The sequence below is a fragment of the Pedobacter frigidisoli genome (assembly GCF_004331675.1).
Classification (GTDB): Bacteria; Bacteroidota; Bacteroidia; order Sphingobacteriales; family Sphingobacteriaceae; genus Pedobacter; species Pedobacter frigidisoli.
The window spans coordinates 284,438-304,986 of sequence record NZ_SJSN01000002.1 but is presented as its reverse complement, the minus strand read 5'-3'; the positions used below and the strand labels follow the sequence as shown (position 1 = coordinate 304,986).

The following is a 20,549-nucleotide window of genomic DNA, read 5'->3' as shown; positions in this document are numbered from 1 at the left end:
CGGTAAAATGCTGTCATTCTGAGAGCAACGAAGAATCTGCAACCGATTAGCACGTCCTAAAATTAATCTGCCAATTCTAATTCGGCGGTATATTTACAGTGGTTTTCCATCGCCTGGAGATTCTTCACTGCGTTCAGAATGACAAACCCAGAGCCCGCCGTGGTTCGTGTCCTCACGTACCATTTATTTCTCCACCACAAACGAATAATCACCCGAACCAACTTCATAAATCACTCTATTATTCTCCATTTTTATAAATTTTAAATTTTTTATTGATTTCAATTTCTCTGAAACCTCATTTTTATTATTTGCAGGTATGTAAACCAAAGCCGTTGTGTTTGGTGGAATGGTTACATTCCAGTTGAATGTTTTTACAGTTTTAGTGTAACTGCTTTTTATCAAACCGTAAACAGAATTGTAGCTTGCATTTACAGAATTCAATCTGTTTATCATTTCAGGTTTCATGATAATCTTCTTAAAAGCTGCACTTTCTGATTTAATGCCTGCCAGATTTTCGTAATACCAGATTAACAAATCACCAAGCATCATTACATGGTTTTGCGAATTCATTTTCGGGTCGGCGGTGTTGCCATTCCAAAGTTCCCAAATCGTTGTTGCACCGTTATCCACCATGTAACCCCAACTCGGATATGTTTTTTGAGTTGCAACGGTGTAAGCCAAATCCGGTCTGCCATACTCATTCAAGCAGCGCATCAACCACTGAATACCCACCAAACCGTTGCTTAAATGACCTTTATTGGTTACCTCAACGGTGTAAGTAATATTTTTAAAAACTCCCTCAACCTTATCTTTCGGAACTATGCCAAAATATAGCGGAATGATGTTATCAGTTAAGGCATTTGAGGCATAACAACCTTTCTCATTATAATATTTTTGGTTGAAAGCGTTCTTAATTTTATCTCCCAAAGCCTGATAATTTTTCACATCCTCTTCATTACCAATTGCTTGTGCGAATTGAATCATCAACTGCGTGAAATGATAGTAATAAGCTGTTGAAATCAGTTCTGACGGATATTTTTTATCTGCACTTTTTCCTCTTCCAAACTCAATCGTAATCGGTGGCATGCACCAATCACCATAACTATCTTTGGTTAAAATGTAATCTTTCATGTAGCGGTATTGCATGTAAGCGAGCCATTTTTTCATCGCCGGATAATTATCACGCACTGCAGAAACATCGCCGGTTTGTTTGTAAACCATTTCCGTAACCAAAAGCATTGCGCCAGGCCAGGTCATGTTATCGCTGTAATACCTCCAGAAAGCAGGGGCAACATCAGGTATAGCGCCATCTTCTTTTTGGGAATTTCTGATGTCCTGCAACCATTTTGTATAAAACCTGCCATTATCAAAAACGAAACTTTCGCCATAAGCTACGGCGCCTCTATCGCCAAGCCAAGGCATACGCTCATTTCTCTGCGGACAATCAATCGGAATACCTTTATAATTCCCCGCAATTCCCCACCAGGCATTTTTAAAAATCTGATTGGTTAGCGCATCCGAAGTTTCGAAAGTTCCAACTGTTTTAATATTGTCGTAAATCATTTTACCTAAGAAATCATTAACTGATGGTTGATACGTGTAACCTGAAAGTTCTACATATCTAAATCCCCGATAGGCAAAAGTAGGTTCCCAAGTTTCCTGTTCTCCGCCTTTCAAAGTGTATAAATCAGTACATTTTGCGTTTCGAAGATTGGCTGTAAAAAGCTCTCCATTATCTTGTAAAGATTCTGCAAAACGCATTTTTATTTGTTTTCCTTTTAAGCCTTTTACTTTGATTTGCAACCAACCCACCATGTTTTGCCCCATATCCAAGATAAATCTTCCACCTGAAAGTTTGGTAATCGACAATGGTTTAAGCGTATTCATCACACGCATATTTTCATTCATTTGCGCCTCGATAACGCCAGTCGGCTCCTGAACAAATTCTGCTTTAGCCCATTTACTATCATCGAAACCAACTTTATTCCAGCCTAAAACTTCTTTGGTCGCGTCGTATTCTTCACCATCGTATTCGTTATTGGTTCTGATTGGCCCATCAGCAGTGCCTTTCCAACTGTTATCGGTATCTATATTTGCTGTTGTTCCATCTGTATAAACGATGTTGATATTCATCAGCATTTTCGGAAAACCAAATGTTTTAATTTTATAGGGCTTTTCATTTTGGCGCATGGCGAAGAACCGTCCGTTACCCAAAATCGCACCTACCGCATTTTTACCATTTTGGATGTAGTCGGTTACGTCATAAGTATTGTATTTTACATTCTTGGTGTAATCCGTTGGCGATGGAGACAAGACATCCTCCCCAACTTTTTTTCCATTAATAAAAAGCTCATATAAACCCAAACCGATAATAGTTGCCGTGGCAGACATTACGGTTTTTGAACTCTGAAATTCCTTTCTAAAATATCTTGCTGATAGTCTGGAATCGGTTTTAATATTATCCCATGGAAAAGCCCTATCGAAACCTATCCAACCTTTTGGCCAATCTTTGTAATACAATAAACCCATAGAAAAGTAATTATTGCCCGACCACTCGCTCTGACCAGCAGTTGTCCAAACTTTAACTTTCCAATAAGCTTTCACACGACTTGTCAATGCTTTTCCGTCATAAGCTAGGTGAATAGATTCAGCAGAATTCACTTTTCCTGAATCCCAGAAATCGCCATTATTGGCATTTAATTTCTCTAAAGAAGAAGCAACCAAAACCTGATAAGCGGTTTGCATCACGTTCCTTTCTTTCGAAATAATATGCCATGCCAAGCGAGGTTTTTGAACATCAATTCCTAAAGGGTTTTCAAGCATCTCGCAGGTGGTATTTTGCAACGAAACTTGGGCAACCACTTTTGAAAATGGTAGTAGCCAAATACTGATTATCGCTATGTAGATTTTAATGTTCATTACGCTTCGCGGTTGATTACACCGATTAAGTGATTACACTGATTACTTTTATTTTTTATTTTTCCCATTTGCAGTCATGCTGAGGCACGAAGCATCTGATAGTTTTTATTCACTGCCCTTACCTGCCTAATTATTAGTTTTGGCAGTAATTTATTAACGCTTAGTTTTCCATCCTTTAGAGATTCTTCACTATGTTCAGAATGACAAACCCCTCAAAGCGAGAAAACTCTATCTTCTTTACTTTGCGAAAACTTAGTGTTCTTTGCGGTTAAACCTATTTCCCTGAAAAATCAAAATACAATGTCATTTCCAATGCCCTACTTGGGTCTTTATCAAAATCATAATAAATATTTTTCATTCCCATTGGCCCAGTTGTTTCAGGTTTTTGGGTTTTCGTACCGATGGCCGAAATTCCATTCATAAACGAAATATCTCCGTTCGGGAAAGTCGGGCTCATGTTATCGTATTCCGTATCTTTCGATTTTTTCGGTGTAAATAATCTTAAAAAAACGTCTTCTCTATCGGTTAAGACCTTAAACGATTGTTGCTTACCGATAAATTCGCACCAGTACATGTTTGAATAATAACCTTTAAATTCAGGATATTGCCAAGCCGGCTCACCGGTTGCAGAATTATTGTAATCTTTTTTCCAGATGCCAAACTGCTGTCCTTTCATCCTGTTTTTCCAAACCCGGTAAGGACCGTTTCCTTTATATTCTACCGCTTTAATTTCAGTTTCCGGATAAGTAAAATTCAATCCCACGAAAGTGGTAAAGTAGGCCGATGGAAAATATTTCACTTCCATTTTTAACCAACCCGATGGATAAATTGTCCATTGTAAAGTATTCCAGCTTTCTTTTTTATCGAATTTGGAGGAAATAATTAAGTTTTCGCCATCAATTTTCGTTGTAAAATTTTTAAAATTATTAACGCCCTCTTGTAAAATTGGTCCATTCGAAAATGGAATTATGCCTTTAGCATTTTTAATCTGCTGCAACAATCCGGTTATTTTATCGAATGTTAAATCGATGCCGTTAGCAGTTACCTGATACATCTTTGCATCTTCCTTTAAAATCACTTTTGATGAAGCTGTTTTTACCACAATTTTCTCCACATCGTCTTTAGGCAAAGCAATTGGGAAACTCCAGGTAAATAATTCTTTGTCGTAAACATCCTTAATCGTTAGATAAAGTGCATCAAAACTTCTCCAATCTGACGGAAGATTGATTTTTAATTTCCCTTTTTCGAAAGGTTTGATGTTTGGTGCATCTGCTTTTCCTGCTTTAAAATCAGAATCATCACCTGATTTTAGTTTCTTCAATTTCCATTCAAAAGTGCATTGATTAAGGTTGGTAAAAGCATAACGATTTTCCAATAAAAACGAACCATCGAAGCCAGCGGTCATTTCTCTTTTCTCAACAAAAACAGGACTCCAAACTTCTTTAATGGTAAAGAAACTGCCCTCTTTTTCGTGATAAGGACCAACAATCCCATCAGGACCATGATTTCCGTCGGTATCCAATTCACCATTTTTATCGGTACGGACTACAGCCTGGTCCGCAAAATCCCAAAGAAAGCCACCAGCGGATTGCGTATTATTCCACATCGCATTCCAGTAATCTTCAATCCCTGCGCCATGACCGCCATCCCACATACCATGCAGAAATTCAGTCGGCATTAAAATGTTGTGTCCATGGTCGTAATTGCCGATTCCATAATTAAACTCGCGGTAATGTGTGGTTTCAAATCCGCCAAAAACTTCCCACGGATGAATTACAGAACGTTTCTGAATATCTTCTTCAGGGAAAAGATGGTCGAGTTCGCGATTATGCCCACCCTCATTTCCATTTGCCCAAAATATAATCGACGGATGATTTTCATCATTCAGCATCATTTCTTTCATCAACTTTGTTCCAGTCGGCGTGTCGTAAGTTCCATGCCAGCCGGCGAGTTCATCCATCACAAATAACCCCAGCGAATCGCAAACATCCAAAAAGTGCCCATCAGGTGGATAATGCGACATGCGAACCGCATTCATATTCATTTCTTTCATCAACAATACATCAGCTGCGCTGATTTTTTTGCTCGTTGTTCTGCCCGACGACGGATAAAAAGAATGACGATTTACACCTTTGAATTTTATTTTTACGCCATTTACATAAACACCATCACGCTCTTTTACTTCAATAGTTCTAAAGCCAATCTTCTTAGAAACCTGATGAATTTCCTTTCCGTTTTTGATTAAAGTGAAAGTAGCCTTGTAAAGATTTGGAAACTCCGAAGACCATAATTCGGGTTTAGAAAACTGATGATTCAACATCAATTTTTGAGTTCCTTTTTTAATCGAACTTGTAAATCTATCGCCAAATCGTTTTCCGTCTTTACCAAAAAGCTCCACTTCTACTTTATCAGCATCGCCTGTGTAAGCCAATTGAGCATTGAAATTACCATCAGCTTTTGCATCAATCTGAATTCTATCAATATGCGTTTGTGGTAAAGCCTCTAAAAAAACCGGTCTGAAAATGCCACCAAAAATCCAAAAATCGGCTTTACGTTCCGCCTCATTAACCGATTGATTGGCCGAATGCTTAGAAACTTTTACTTCCAATAAGTTATCGCCACCCAACTTTATCAGTTTTGAAATATCGTAACTAAAAACATAAAATGAACCTTGATGGATTTCTCCGGCTGATTTTCCGTTGATTTTAACTTCTGTATCTGTCATCGAACCCTCAAAAACAATATTGATTTTTCGGTTTTTCCAATCTGCCGGAATTGCAAATTTGTATTTGTAAAGTCCTTGCTCTTTTCCCTTATTTTCTTCCTTATTAAAACCGTAATTGTATTTTCCGAAACCTTGTAATTCCCAGTTTGATGGAACTGGAATAGTGCTCCACTTACCCGAATTTGCACCGTCTGTACAAAAGAAATCCCAATTTACGGTATTATCATTTCCGGTTCCCGATAACATTAATCGTTCTGTTTCTTGTGCCTTTGTAGCAAAAAACATCGATGTTAAACACAATAAGAGTATTAGCTGTTTAAGGCTAAATTGTTTGGTTCGTGGAGACACGAACCAAGGCATAAGGCCGTGGTACGTGTCCTCACGTACAACTAAACTGTTACACCAACAATTCATTTTTAAACCACTTCTAAATCTGATTTTCATTAATTGGTTTTAAATTGATTAGTTAGAGGATTATCGGTACGGAAAGGCAATGCAGGCAAGCCGTTGCTGTAAAAATTTCCAATCGGATTCTCCGTCCAGTTATAACGTACGGAAGTTGGCTCTGCAATTTCTTTAGAAGAAACAATGATTTTGCCATCTTTTGAGAAAGCATCAGCATTTACAAACTTGCCGTCTTTTCCGGCAACCGTAAATCCTGTTATTGAAGTTGAATTAATTGATTTCAAATAATCAAAATCAAGGATAGCTTCATTTTTTTTGAAAGAAACAGATTTAAAAATCGGCCCTGAAAAATCTATTTTTTGGTTGTAGGTTTTCCCCAAAGCCAAAAGTGCCAATCTTCTGCCCACTTCCCATTTATAAGTTGGGTGCAAATCTCCTCCGTTATCGTTTAAATCGGAAGTTGAAATCATCCCTGTATTTGGCATGCGCAAAACCTGTTGTTGGGCTTCCCAAAAATTAGGTTCAGTATCGGGCTTAAGTACAACTTTGTCGCTCTTTTGTTTACTATAGTCGAAAGGTGCAATTTGAACATAGTAGAAAGGCAAATTTTGCTCTCCCCAAGCTTTTCTCCATAAATTAATCAGCGATTTCAGTTTATAAGAATAGCTAATCGTCTCATTCAAAAAGCAATTTGTTTCTCCCTGATACCACAAAAAACCGCGGATTTTAAATTTGGTTAATGGCTCAATCATTGGCGTATAAAACTTGCCTGGGTCGTTGCTTACTTTTTGGTTTTTGAAATAGGCTTCTTGAGCAAAAGCATCAGGAGAAACCCAAGGCTCTATTGCGCTACCTGATACAGAAGAAGAAATCATCCCGACAGGTATACCAAGTTTTTCCTGAATTTCTTTAGCGAAGAAATAGCCTACCGCCGAAAAAGCACGTAAGGCCGAATCTTGCGCAACCGCCCAACTTTTATGAATTGAATCGGGTTTCGATAATTGTTTACGGTTAACCAGGAAAATCCTGATTTGTGTATTTTTCGCTTTTTCAACTTCATCAGCAGGAAAACCTAACTTTTCGTTTTTAGGTTTAGGAATTTTGGCCAGCTTGCGCATTTGGTATTCCATGTTCGATTGACCGGAGCATACCCAAACTTCGCCAACTAAAATATTGGTTAGTTCGATTTTGTTAGAGCCGGAAATTGCCATAGTTTGTGGCTTCGCTGAAGTTTTTAATGGTGCTAAAACCACCAACCAGTTCCCGTTTTTATCGGTAACAACTTGTTTTTTCTGTCCGGCAAAAGTGACTTCAATTTTTTCATCAGGCGAGGCAAAACCCCAAATGTTGATGGGCTTTTCTCTCTGCAAAACCATATTGCTCGATAAAATTTGAGGCAAAAGGATTTTTGCATTGGCTGAAAAGCCAATCGACAATAACAATATAACAAGTTGGAACTTAATGTTTCTAATCATCTTAAAATCCCTCCGTTTTTAAATATTTAATCGAATAAACAGCTTCTTTTTTCTCTAACTCACCTGCATTTTTCAAATCGTAAGTTTGGTCTGCAGGCGTATCCACATTAGGGAAACGACGAACATCTCCAGTGCGGAAAACAATTCTGGAAACATCGGCCACAGGCTGAAAAGCTAAACTTAGCGAAAGTTCTTTTCCGTTAATTGTGAGCGAATAAAACCTCGTGTGAGCGTCTAATTTAAGTTTAATATCATAGCTTTTCCCGGATTCGTATTTCATGAAGTTTTTGTAGCGGGCGCCGGCTTTTCCGCTTAAATTTCCGGCGGTATCAAAAGTCAAACGAACACTTGCCATTCCTTTAGCATCCTGCAATTCGATTTCCAACAAACCGAAATCATTTTGTTTTGGTGTAACTGAAAATGAGGCGATTATCTTCTTTGATGCAGGAAATAATCTTTCTGCTTTTGCATAATCAAATGGGTCTTTATCCCTTAAAACCAAAGCACCGTTTTCAACTTTTACAGGCGCCCAAAGCGGACTGTAAATATTCCACATCTCGAGTTCTTTGCTTTTTGGTAATTTCTCAAAATCATCGTTTACATGTTGAGTGGCTTTATCATTTACAGGAAGAGGAACCGAAGAAACCCATATATCTTCTTTGTTCATGCTATAGGCTACCCACAGCTTTCCATCTGCAGGTTTACCATTTCCTTCGATAATGCCTCGAACATACTGCGGACCATAAGATTTGTAATTACCACCATAACGCATAGGTGTAATTTCACCATTAACCAATAATAAATTTGTATACTCCAAGCCATTTTTACTAGTTGAAATCGCTAAGGGCCATCTGTATTCTGATGGATTGTAAACCGTTGCATAATTTCCATCCGAAGTTTTTTGTCCCCAGATTTTAGCGTTGCTGTTAACAAAACCAGGTGCACGAAAGGCACTTGCAGGCCAGCTTTTACCATTGTCCTTACTGATTGCCGTTAATGCATTTTTCCACAAACCAACTACTCTTCCATCGGGCAAATGATAGTAACTGAACGCTTTATATTGTTTCTGTAATGTGATTAAAGGATCTTTTCTATCAGCCTCCTCGTTCCATTGTTGCGTCATTAACTTATTCGCCAACAATTCTTTACAAGCTTGGACAAAAGCTTTGTTTTTGCTTTTTGTATATAAAGGATATTTTGTGTTTTTCTCCGAATAACCATGATTGTAGTGAATGAAATAAATCGGTCCGTACTTTCCATCCGCCTGAATTTCACGAACGGCTCTGCCAATTCCATGACCATCGTTCGGGTCGTCTTTAGCATCGAAACTGATGGCGTAGAAACCTAAAACTAGAAATAGATTTTTGGTAGAAACATAGAAACCCATACGTTGATGCATTACGGCGTCTAAATCTTTTGCCACATCAGTTCTACCCTCTTTTGTAGTTCCATCGGGAATTCTATAAATCGGGAAAACAACTTCGGGTTTTGTCCAAGTGTAACCATCTACTGATGATTGAACCAATGTTTGTCCCGGCGGAATGCTTTCTCCAACCTTATCGCTTAAATATTCAATATAAAATTTATTGTTCCAATAAGCCAACATTGGGGCGTGATTATACGTCCAGCCAAAGTTTTCGGCCAATTCAGGATGTTCTCTGTTTGCTCTGAATGTTTGGATATTATGCACACCCATTACTGGCGAAAGCTGCCCGTGATGGTAATCTGCATTAACCAAAGTTTTCCCCGTGTAACTCACCGTATCTTGCGCTTGCGAGGTTTGAATCGCAAGTGCAAATGGTAATGCTAAACAAAGTATTTTAAATATTTTCATTTTATTATGAATTTCGTCGTTGCGAGGCACGAAGCAATCTTACAACTATGGTTAGATTTTCGTTCGCATTAAGATTGCTTCGTGCCTCGCAATGACGGTTACTATTATTTCCTCAACCGCTCAATCACTTTCCTTCTCACTTTTATTATCGTTCCGTGTTTATGCCCCTCTGGTATTGAAACCTCGGATGTTACGTCTTTAAAACTTTTAAAATCTGAAGTTTTATAAGCCGAATAAATCTTCTGTCCGTAAGCATCAAAATAAATCAACCAATATTCTCCAACTTTTACAACGGTTGGCCCCTCTGTTAATTTCGGACTAAAAGTTTCCGAAACATTCTCATACGGGCCTAAAGCATCCTTTCCAAAAGCCACTTTTAGATTTCTATTCGGACGGGTATTATCTTTTAAAACCAACACATAATCTTTCGTTGCTCGTTTTACAATAACCGCATCGATAACGCTAAAACCAGGGTCCATAAACAGATTAGGTTTTGAAAAACTCACAAAGTCCTTTGTCGTAATGCTGTACATGCGATGGTTGTTATCTTCATCTTCAATTCCTTTTGCAAAACGAAAAGGTATGGTAGATGCCCATATGATTATAAATTCTTGTTTCTCATCATCATAAAAAATTTCAGGTGCCCAAACGTTTACCGTTTTAGGTTCGCTTTCCATTACAGGAAGAAATTTTTGCTCACTCCACGTGATTAAATCTTTTGAACTTGCGTAACCGAAACCTTTATCGCCTTTCCAGCTGCAGGTCCAAACGAGATGAAATATCCCATCAGGTCCTTGAACAATCGATGGGTCGCGTAAGACTTTCTGTGTACCCACAGTTGGTTTCAAAAATGTTTTGACCAAATCTATCCAATGGTAGGCGTCGTAACTGTACAAAAATCTCAAACCCTCTGTTGCCGGTTCGTGGAAAGAAGTAAATAAATAAGCTTGTTTTGAGCAAGATGTTAATCCGCAGAAAGCCAGGCCAATGATGGCTAAGCGAAATGACGATATGAACTTTGCTTTTAACATTTTATTATTTCTTTTTTCTTCAAATTGTATTCTATATTAACTTAATATTTCAAAAGAAATATACTTGTTATTAATCATGCTTAGCCGATTAGTCATGCTGAATTTATTTCAGCATCTATCATGCAAAACCCCCATGCTATTAAGACCCTGAAACAAGTTCAGGGTGACGACCGTTTATATAGAACGCCCACCTAATCACCAACTTTGTCATTCTGAACACAGTGAAGAATCTCGTGCCACAGAAAACTACCGCCGAATAGACCACGGAACCAAAATGGTGGGTTAGGTTTCAGCAGTGCTAATCGGTTGCGGATTCTTCGTACCTCAGAATGACAGCAACTTTAAGGGTTGCTGGCTTGTGAGATTGCTTCGTCCCTCGCAATAACGACTGGTTCATTTAAATCTTCTCCAATACCAACACCCAATCGTTACCATTTACGGGTTCTCCCGGCGGATTAAATTCTCTTACACCTTTATTTTCAAAATCACCAATTGTCTTAACTTTTCCAGTTCTCGGGTCGAACCATAATGCTTTTACATCATCGCCATCCGTTTTACCTAATTGTACGCTGAAATTTTTTCCGGTATAAGTATAAAGGAGTGCAAATTCTTCTCCTCTTGTCGCAATAACTCGTTCATATTTTTCGCCGTTCTTGCCTGCAACCAAAGTTTGGTCAGGTACACGGTCAAAATACGAATGCGCCAACAACAAATTTTTCAAGTATTGCATCTGTTTAGCTCCCGGCGCATTTATCGCCGTTATCCATTGGTCTTTCGGACCGTAAGCAGGATTTAAATCTGTCTTTTTATACATCTGCATCACTGAGTTGTGCCCGTAAGTATAACCGAAAGCACCTGCAAAAACCGACCAATAACCATATCTCCTTACATCAGCATCGGTCCAGCGGGGCTGCGTAGTATCGTGTAAACCTTGCGGAATATCCTCATAAGATGGTTCTCCGTCAATCGTTGGCTTAGTAGGTTTTAACTTGTAATCGGCTTCGATGTATTTCCAGTTATCCTCACCATAATGAAGTTTTTCATTTTTAGAAGTATCCTGGTCGTAACGACGGTGGCCCGATTGCACCATATCAAAATCGCACCAACTCGCATTTTGGAACCATTGCGAAGAGGCTGTTCTTCCCCTCGGATGGAAAGTAATTAAGTGGTTTGGGTCGTTCGCTCTTAAGGTTTCGCCAATTGTTTTCCAAACATCCATCCCATCGCTGCCTTTAATATCGCCGCCATTTAACCAAATGATATTCCATTTATCCTTATAACGTTTTGCTAAAAATTCTGCATAAGCTTTTGCTTGTGTCTTATTAACCTTTTTTTGTTTAACATTTGTTCCCCAAACTGGAACTAAAGCCATATAAAGGCCTTTTTCCGCTGCTTTATCAACTATATAATCTACGTGGTCCCAATAATCATAAGCCAAAGAATCTTTAGGATTATTACCAGGTGTAACCATTGGTTTTGAAACATCAGCATGAACTACTGAAGAATCCAAATAGATGTTTCTTGACGGAACATCATGTAACAACATCACTTGTATTACATTGAAACCCTTTTGTTTACGGTCTTCGAGATAAGTATTGGCCTCTTCTCTATTCAATCTTCCGAACAAAAGCCAAGCTGTATCGCCCAACCAAAAGAAAGGTTTGCCGTCTCCAGTTGTAAAATATCTAGCATTCTCAGAAATCAGAAGACTTTTATCCCCAAAATGAGGTTTTTTCTTACATCCAAAGGCAAGAAAAGAAACTATAGCAAGTAGAAATATTTTAGATTTAAAATTCATACTTTAAATTTTATTGATGATGATAACTTCGTCTCCTGATGCAACTTTACTCAGTTTTGCTACGGCTCCAGTACTTATTTTTTCTTCTTTTATGGCCTTTCCTGTTTTTGCATTCAATACTTTTATATTAAATTTTCCCGTTGATTTACTTAAATCGAGATTGATGGCGTCGTTAGATGAATTGTATAAGATGTAAGCCTTGCCAGGATTTTCCAAGCCATATTGTTTTGCCGATTTTCCTGCCGGAAGAAACGGCTTCATAGTTGAGGCGAGATTTAAAACTGATGCATCAAGCTCATCAACATTTGATAATGAACCACCAGCCATTAAAATAGCCCAACCGAAACTATCAAAGCTATCTCCTGAATAAATCACTGCTTTTTCTGGAAACTTAATTTTGTATTCTGACACAGCATGATAAACTTCTTCAAAAGATGTTTTCTTTGGTTTTAGTAAACGAGCGTGTTGACGAGGCGCTAAACTTAAACCGCCTTGTGAGGCATAAGCCGTTCCATCGGCCTGATAATGCCAATATCTAATATCGATTAAATCGACAACATTGGCACGATTCGGGTCGGCTAAAATGGCATCCTGAACATCTTTGGTAACACTTAAACCGATTATCGGGTGTTTACCAGTTTCCTTTTCCCATTCTTTAATCGTGTCAATCCAGAATTGAACAAAATGCAGTGGACCAGTAAATTCAGCACCTATTAACTGGATTACACCGGAATTTCCATCAAAATTTTCTAAGCATTTTCTGATGTAAGCTTTATGTATCGCTTTTCGATGTTCATTAGTGACATCGTAATATTGCTCCGCCATAAAAATTCGCTTATCGCCAGCGTAAGGAACCGGTTCAGGGAAGCCAGTATTGTTTATATTGTTTGCCGTACGCCAAGGGAAATCGGCATAATGTGCACCAGCCTCAATAATATTGTGCTGAAAGTAATTTTCGTGGATTAAAACCAAACCTTTTTGGTCGGCTAGGTTTGCGAATTGCTTCAACCTGTCCCAATACCAAAGATTATATTTTGTGATGTCGTACTTACTTAAACCATCCCAAGCTTTATCTTGTCCGCTACGGGCATAAGGCAATTCATAAAAAGGCGCCCAAACTTCGCCATCCATACGGCGAATCCGTTCATGGTCATCTCTTCTTCTATCGTACCAAAGGCCGTAATTGTGGTCTAACACTTTTACAGAGCCATTTTTCATAGAATCTGTAATTTCGTCCAAATCATCTGTTAAGCCATTTCCTGCACGACCGGGAACAAAACGGGTTACATGAAATTTGGTGTTTTTTAAGCCATACGGACGAGCACTTCCGTTCCACCAGGGTACATCCTGACGGTTGCCGACAACGATTTCATTGCCACGCACCAACCAACCATTTTTGATGGTCATTGCATCAGCAAGAATTGGTTGAACAATTTTATCCAAACCAATTTTATCGATGCTTTTAGCTTGATTTGCATCTGTTGAAATTTTATTTCTTTCCGTCGCAGAATCAATATATTCTGAAACCGTTAATGCAGGTTTGTAAGCTAATTTGGTAAGTTTTTGGGCAACATCAACAGGTGGTGAACTTGATGCCTCGGTTTCTACAGGCAGTACAAAAGTTCTTGCATCAGCATCGTTTCCTATCCTGTCTTTTAGCTGAGCGTAATATAAACTTCGAGGTTGAATTTGCTCGTTCGACATATCCCAATAACCATTTCCCGAAAATTGCGCCCAAGTTCCAAAAGCCCAGTTTTGAGCGGTTGGCGGTTGGAAATTATCAACACGAGCAGCACTGCATTGCCAAAAAACACTGTTTGCAGCACTCCAACCTGCACCTTGTCCATCCTGACCGCGATTTAAATAACTTAATGCTTGTCCGTCAATATTTACGATATCAAACAAAACGCCAGATGACCAGCTATCAATGGCGCCACTAAAACTGAAAGGCAAATAAGACTGGCATTGAACAAAAACATTTGGTCCTGGCGCACAGAAACCAACTGCAAAATCGTGGTAACCATATTCTGAATACAATCTTTGGAAAAGCGTTTGCTGACCGGTAGTTAAAAATGTATAACGACGTTCGCCACCGATTTCGGAAATTGGAGCCAACGATTTACAATCTTCCACTGTAATTCTTTTTGCCGTTTCTAAAACATTAACAGCAGAGCCAGCGAAATGCTCAAAAACCACCTGACGAACCCATGCATCTTCAATGTTTTCCAAACAAATGGCCGTCCAACGATGGTATTCATCTTTAATATTTTCTTTGTTATAATCGGATTCAATTTTTAAATTTTCTACACCAGATTGTCCAATTCTCCCATCCCATTGGTATTTAGAAACTGTTGCACCTCCGTATTTTGAATCTAAAGCAGTTGTAATCGGTGCATCAAAAGTGATGGTCGAACCATTTATTGCAGTTATTTTTCTATCCCAATGGATATCTCTTGTTCCCGGTTTCCAACCTAAAGCACTTTCGCCACCACCAAACTCGACTGTTTTTAAGGTTTCAATCCACTCTTTGGTTGATGGACGATTGATGATGATTTTATCGCCAACTTTAAAACCATTGATATTTGATAAGGTTAATTTATTTGAATTTACCGGAACATAAGCATCGCTGATGGCAACTGGAGTTTCTTCAACTTTATTCTTTTTACCTAAAATCCTGATAACACCTATTCTATCTAAACCTGTAGCGAAAATTGTAGTTCCGTTTTCGCCCATTCCACTACCACGAAGTACAACTCCAGAAGCTGATAATTTTAAAGTTCCAGCAACTTCATATAATCCTTTTTCAAGTAATACAGCGCCACGTAAACCATCTTTACCAACAGGTAATTTTGAGACGTAATTGATGGCCGATTGAATTCTTAAAGTCGCATCTCCTTTTGAAACAGGAACAATTACCTTAATTGTAGCATTTGGAATAGCTTTTTCGCCTGCCATGTAACCCGCATAAGAAAAATCAGGAATCCGATTTCCTTGCTCATCTGATGTATAAGCCAATTTACCATCTTTGCCTTTAAAGATAGGTTTAGGTGGTTCAACTGGTTTTGTTTTTTGAGCAAAAGAAAAGTTTGTAACCAGAAAAAGTAAAGCCATAAGAGGCAGTACTTTAGTTTTATATATGTGGTTAGTTTTTGGCATTTTATACTTTTTGTCATGCTGAGGCACGAAGCATCTGCAACATTTTATTACTGTCTTTGCTTAAGCTCTTACTCTGTTGGTAGTGTTAATGATTTCATTTTCATCGCTTAGAGATTCTTCGTACCTCAGAATAACAAAGCTAATTGATGAGGTTTTTATCTTTCAACTACTTCATCATTCAAAAATCTCCAATTAGGATTTTCAATTTCAATGAGTTCATTTTTCTTTTTCCTTGTCCAGCCTTTAATTTCTTTTTCTCGTTCAATTGCATGTTCAATAAACTGATGTCTTTCATGAAAAACCAAATAGTGGCAATTATATTTGTAAGTGAAAGCAAATTTCTTTTCTTTATTCTCAATATGTTGGCTGAGCCTAATTTCTAAATCATTTGTTACACCTGTATATAAAACAGTTTTGTTTTTATTAGTTAGAATGTAAACAAAATAATTATGGTTCATTGCTTTATTAAAGTTTTGCTTTCATCGCTTGCAGATTCTTCGTGCCTCAGAATGACAGTTGGAAACCTATGGCCTCACTTTACTCACATCTACTAAGCTATTCAAATAAACTTCGATATTAGAATAACCCGATTTCGAAATTTTTCCTGCATCTTTTGCATCTTTTGGGTTTAAACCATTTTTGGTTTCCCAGGCATCAGGAATACCATCATTATCCGAATCCAAATAAGGTTTTCCTTTATATTCAGGGTAACCACCAACTTGTGCAATATCCGAAATAATACCTTTTTTATACGAATCAGCTGCCAAGCGGCGCTTAACGTAACTTTGAAAGGCTGGCAATTTCCCATCTTCAACATGTTGAATTTTTCCTGTTGCCACTTGCTCAACAATCCGTTTATCAACTGCATCACGAATAGGTAAACTTGCACCTGCATTTGCCAACACATAATCGTAAGCTTTTTTTGTATCGATGATGGAAATTTTCGCCATAGGCAAAGGTTTATCAGTACGAATCGAATCTAATAATTTCTGTTTGTCGCGTTTACTTTCAGGTTGTACGCCGCCGTCCCAATTGTTTTTGGTTACTTTTTCATTCCCCTCAACAATATTTCCGTTAACATAAGCTCTTCCAAATTCGTTGGTGAACTTTTTATCTCTACCCGATTCTGGTTTCAGAATACGATAAGAAATCGGTTCTCCTGCAGGTGTAATTGGACCGGGTTTGTAATAGTTATTTACGAAGCTGTAAAACGATGCATTGTCGCCACCATCAGCACTTCTGTTCCACCAGTTAAAAATGACGTTATTGGCAAAACCAAAATCGCCATACATACCTACAGATGGATTACGACTAATATTTGATGCCCAAAGATTGCGCATGAAAGTAGAATTTAATCCTCCAATGGTACTACCAAAAGCATGGTTGTAGGTATCCAAAGCCTCAGAAAAAATGGAATTTTGAATGGTTACATTTACTGTTGGCAATTTAATAGGTTTTGAGCCATCTTTCGGGTCGTACACATGGCGATAAATCGACATATTTTCATCCAAACCCCAACTTGCCGAAACGTGGTCGATGATAATATTTCCTACCGGATTACCTCCAATTGCATCATCTCTTCGGGTAACATCAGTTGCTCCACGACGAAAACGCATGTAACGAATAACCACATCGTGAGTATTAATCCAGACTGATTCTCCGGCTACACAAACTCCATCTCCTGGCGCACTTTGTCCTGCAATAGTTATATAAGGTGCACGAATAATTAATGGTGTTTTTAGTTTGATAATTCCTGAAATATTGAAAACAATAATTCTCGCTCCACCTTGTTCACAAGCTTCGCGTAGGGTTCCTTTTCCAGCATCTTCAAGACTTGTAACCACATAAACTTTGCCGCCACGACCGCCAAAAGAATAGGCGCCACCACCCTCAGCACCAGGAAAGGCCACCATTTTAGATTGTGGTAAATCACTTGGTTTAGCTGCCCAGGGAATATATGGCTTACCATGTTTTGCTTCTTCATCAACAATGGATTTTACTTTTAAAAACTGAAGTTCCGATTTCTCTTCAATACTTTTCAAAAGCGAATCAGCCTTTTTTTCCATCGCCTCCGGAATTACCGGATATTGAGCGAAAGCCACATTGCCAATTCCACAAAGCACAGCTATGCTAAGAAATGAATTCCAGCTACGCATATTAATTAGGTTTTACAGTTGAAACTGGAACTACACTATTTAAGTAAACTTCGATATTTGAATAACCACTTTTCGTAATTTTCATAGCATCTGATGCATCTTTGGGATTTAAACCATTTTTCAATTCATAAGCATCGGGCATACCATCATCATCAGCATCTTTGTAAGGTGTTCCCTTGTAAACCGGATAACCCCCAACCTGACTGATATCGGTTATGATACCTTGTTTGTAAGAATCTTTTGGTAAACGACGGTGTTCAAAATCCTTTTCAGGTAATTTAACGCCCTCGATAAAATCGATTTTACCAGTTTGAACCTGCTTAATTACACGAACATCAACAGGATCTCTTTTAGGCAAATTTGCTCCAACGTTGGTAAGCACATATTCTTTGGCTTGTAATGTTGGCAGAATAGTAATTTTAGGCATTGGAAAAGGTTTATTCACACGCATGGCGGCAAAATATGGAGTTGCTTTTTCAAAGCTCATTAACTCACCTTTTTTATCCTCCAACTGCACACCACCGTTCCAATTATCTTTGGTTACTTTATCATTACCTTCGATAATATTTCCACTTACATAAGCACGACCATAAACCACGTATGGCAATTTACTACGACCTGACTCTGGTTTCAAGATTCGATAGCTTATTGGCTCCTTTAAATCAGTAACTGGCCCTGGTTTATAATAGTTATTCATTATATTATACAGTGCCGTGTAGTCACCACCATCTGTTGAACGATTATTCCAGTTGAAAACTACATTATTTGCAAAATTGAAAATTCCGTTCCAACCAATTGACGGGTTTCTTGCTCCGTTATCTGCCCAGAGGTTACGCATAAAAGTACAATTCTCACCACCCAATGTGCTTCCGAATGCGTGGTTCCAAGTATCTAGCGCCTCAGCAAAAATTGAATTTTGAATGGTGATGTTTACAGTTGCTAATTTATCTTCGATTTTACCTGTACTATCATTAAACATATGGCGGTACATCGACATGTTTTCGTCTAAGCCCCAACTTGCAGAAACGTGGTCAATCATAATATTCCCAACAGGATTTCCACCTATGGCATCATCACGTCGACCGACGAAAGTTTCACCTCTTCTAAAACGCATGAAACGAACAATTACATCATGCGTATTTAACCAAACAGATTCACCCGCGACACAAACGCCATCACCCGGAGCCGTTTGACCTTCAATAGTAATATATGGTGCACGAATTATTAATGGTGTTTTAATTCTTATAATTCCAGATACGTTGAAAACGACAATTCTCGCTCCGCCTTGTTCACAAGCATCACGTAAAGAACCCGGACCACTATCGTTTAAGTTTTTCACCACTATAACTCTGCCCCCACGACCACCAAAACTATATGCGCCTCCACCTTCTGCTCCCGGAAAAGCCAATAGTTCTGATTGAGGCAAATCATTTGGTCTTGCTGCCCAAGGGATATATGGCTTACCTTGATTAGCTTCCTTTTCGATAATTGGCTTAGCTTTTTCCCAAGCGATGTCTGACTGATGATAAGCGGCCTTCATCATCGAATCTGATGATTTTTTAACATCGGCAGGAATATTTGGATATTGTGCAAATGAATAATTTGCTGAGAGCATTAATGCTGCTGAAAATAGCAGATTTAAAAAGTTCTTTTTCATTTGTGTTTTGCTCGTTAAAGAAGTAAAAGAAATTAAGCAATATTATAGATTAGTAAAAAATCTGAATAAAGATTTTAAAAATCGTGGCTCATTTCTATTGTTCTTTGGTTAAAAATTTTGGTTAGAAATTATAGTATATTTCAAAATTGTAATTAAATATAAGCTATAAAAGCGATAATGTTGCCCAATTATTATAAAATATTATCAATTATCAACACAAATTATAGTGAATCGAATTTACTTTAACAGCCACGTTACAAGGTAGAAATAAATTTCATATATAAATGTAACATTCTTAAATGAAAAAAGGAAGCAAATGATTGCTTCCTTTTTTCTAACCATCTATACAAAAAAATTGTGGCAGTGCTAAACCACTGTAAAGGCATTTTATCGCTGCAATTTTATGCTTACATTAATGAATGGTCGTTTCTGCAAATCAGAAGTAACTGCATTTATATAGATCATACCATATTTGCCTTCTGGTGTAAGGAAAAACACCGCATTACCCGCTGCCAAACCATTAGCTGGAGTAGTTTGGGTAGTTTCGTTAAAGGTAATTGCTCTCGCTTTAGCCAAAATTTCTATAGATGAACCAGAAATTGCAGTAGTAAGAAACGCATTAGCCTGTCCAGTAACTGGCTGACTAAATTTTGTGGTTCTTTTAGGGCTGAAGCCACTGATATCATAAACAGTTAATGGATTAGTAGCAACACTTGGGGAATATAAATTAACTACCCACGTTGGAGTTTGAACTGTTGAATTAGACCCAGGTTTTCTGTAAATACCAAAATCTATTTTTCCGGCATTAGCTACCGCACTAGTGTAATTGTAACCTGTAGCATCAGCAACAGAAAAGAAACTTGGTAAAGATTTAGCAACAGTATCTGGTAGATAAATATCTCTGTTGGCATATATCATAAAACTTGGATTTACATCAACTGTTACTTTTTTATATCCATCACCAATAAATACTCCTTTCTCATTCAATGCGCAAATCCGATAGCTTTGTTTACCATCACGAATTGCAGCTGCTGGAAAGGCTGAATTTGGAAGTTTAATAATTGTTGAAAAACTTCTGCGTTGAGATGGGTTTGTAATTGCAATCGTATATCGTGTAGCCTGAGCTGTACCTGCAGAAACTTCAAAAACGTAAGAATACATATCTTCCTTAGCAGAATTTATAGTAAAATCAATCCAAACCTCTTCTTTTTCATTGATTACTTTATAATCTGTAACGCAGCGTGGATCGCTATTATTGAAGGTTACTGTTACATCATCGAACATGTTAAATATGTTCGCCGATTCCTTTTTACAAGAAGCGGAAAGAATCACGCATAACCCTATGAGTAACTTATAAATATATTTAGTTTTCATTATTTTATTTTTTAATCAG

At 38.0% G+C, this 20,549-nt stretch carries 11 protein-coding genes; all 11 read right to left on the bottom strand.

Annotated elements, in window-relative coordinates; genetic code table 11:
- Window positions 1-183: 183 nt before the first annotated feature.
- Window positions 184-2,919: an alpha-L-rhamnosidase gene (locus EZ449_RS04050; protein WP_165499690.1), complete on the bottom strand. Its 2,736-nt coding sequence runs from the start codon at window positions 2,917-2,919 to the stop codon at window positions 184-186.
- Between the two features lie 274 nt (window positions 2,920-3,193).
- Entirely contained in the window at window positions 3,194-6,088 is a 2,895-nt protein-coding gene (locus EZ449_RS04045) for a glycoside hydrolase family 2 protein (protein ID WP_225872223.1), read from the bottom strand.
- Window positions 6,088-7,524, bottom strand: coding sequence for a sialate O-acetylesterase (locus EZ449_RS04040; RefSeq protein WP_225872222.1), 1,437 nt, complete (start codon window positions 7,522-7,524; stop codon window positions 6,088-6,090). The genes EZ449_RS04045 and EZ449_RS04040 overlap by 1 nt, the downstream gene beginning before the upstream one ends.
- A 1-nt stretch (window position 7,525) precedes the next feature.
- Complete coding sequence (locus EZ449_RS04035; protein WP_131556669.1) at window positions 7,526-9,358, bottom strand: sialidase family protein; 1,833 nt, start codon at window positions 9,356-9,358, stop codon at window positions 7,526-7,528.
- A gap of 104 nt (window positions 9,359-9,462) precedes the next feature.
- Window positions 9,463-10,389, bottom strand: a complete 927-nt coding sequence (locus tag EZ449_RS04030; RefSeq protein ID WP_131556668.1) for a glycoside hydrolase family 43 protein — start codon at window positions 10,387-10,389, stop codon at window positions 9,463-9,465.
- Window positions 10,390-10,786: 397 nt separating this feature from the next.
- On the bottom strand, window positions 10,787-12,187 hold the full coding sequence (locus EZ449_RS04025; RefSeq protein WP_131556667.1) for a glycoside hydrolase family 140 protein: 1,401 nt from the start codon (window positions 12,185-12,187) through the stop codon (window positions 10,787-10,789).
- A 3-nt stretch (window positions 12,188-12,190) separates the two neighbouring features.
- Window positions 12,191-15,298, bottom strand: coding sequence for a DUF6298 domain-containing protein (locus EZ449_RS04020; protein ID WP_225872221.1), 3,108 nt, complete (start codon window positions 15,296-15,298; stop codon window positions 12,191-12,193).
- A gap of 200 nt (window positions 15,299-15,498) precedes the next feature.
- Window positions 15,499-15,801 carry a GIY-YIG nuclease family protein gene (locus EZ449_RS04015; protein ID WP_131556665.1) on the bottom strand — a complete coding sequence of 101 codons (303 nt, stop codon included), beginning with the start codon at window positions 15,799-15,801 and terminating at the stop codon, window positions 15,499-15,501.
- A 66-nt stretch (window positions 15,802-15,867) separates the two neighbouring features.
- Window positions 15,868-17,499, bottom strand: a complete 1,632-nt coding sequence (locus tag EZ449_RS04010; protein WP_131556664.1) for a polysaccharide lyase domain-containing protein — start codon at window positions 17,497-17,499, stop codon at window positions 15,868-15,870.
- Between the two features lies 1 nt (window position 17,500).
- Window positions 17,501-19,156, bottom strand: coding sequence for a pectate lyase family protein (locus EZ449_RS04005; RefSeq protein WP_131556663.1), 1,656 nt, complete (start codon window positions 19,154-19,156; stop codon window positions 17,501-17,503).
- Between the two features lie 387 nt (window positions 19,157-19,543).
- Window positions 19,544-20,530: a hypothetical protein gene (locus tag EZ449_RS04000; protein WP_131556662.1), complete on the bottom strand. Its 987-nt coding sequence runs from the start codon at window positions 20,528-20,530 to the stop codon at window positions 19,544-19,546.
- Window positions 20,531-20,549 lie beyond the last annotated feature (19 nt).